A 312-nucleotide genomic window follows, 5' to 3' on the forward strand; every position below is an offset into this window, starting at 1 on the left:
ACCAGCTACGAGTACTGGCCCACCGGGCTGCTCAAGAAGACGACCCAGCCCGATGGCGCGATCGTGACTTATGAATACGACGACGCGCATCGCCTGACCGCTGTGGCCGATGGCCAAGGCAATCGCATCGAATACACGCTGGACCAGAGCGGCAATCGGATCGCGGAAGTCGCCAAAGACCCGCAAGGCACGCTCAAGCGGACCATGAGCCGCGTCTTCGACGCGCTGGGCCGGGCACAACAAACAACAGGTAGGGAGTAATTCATGCAAGGCAAGAAATGGCACTGGCAGTGCCGGAGCGCACTCGCGGCT

1 protein-coding gene is annotated in these 312 nt (G+C 61.5%); it reads left to right on the plus strand.

The features are described from left to right. Positions 1 to 261: RHS repeat domain-containing protein (locus ACTJKJ_RS27315; RefSeq protein ID WP_440823330.1), on the plus strand; the 261-nt coding region annotated here is incomplete at its 5' end. Positions 262 to 312 lie beyond the last annotated feature (51 nt).

Origin of the sequence: Roseateles sp. 22389 (assembly GCF_052044995.1) — a bacterium.
GTDB lineage: Bacteria > Pseudomonadota > Gammaproteobacteria > Burkholderiales > Burkholderiaceae_C > Roseateles.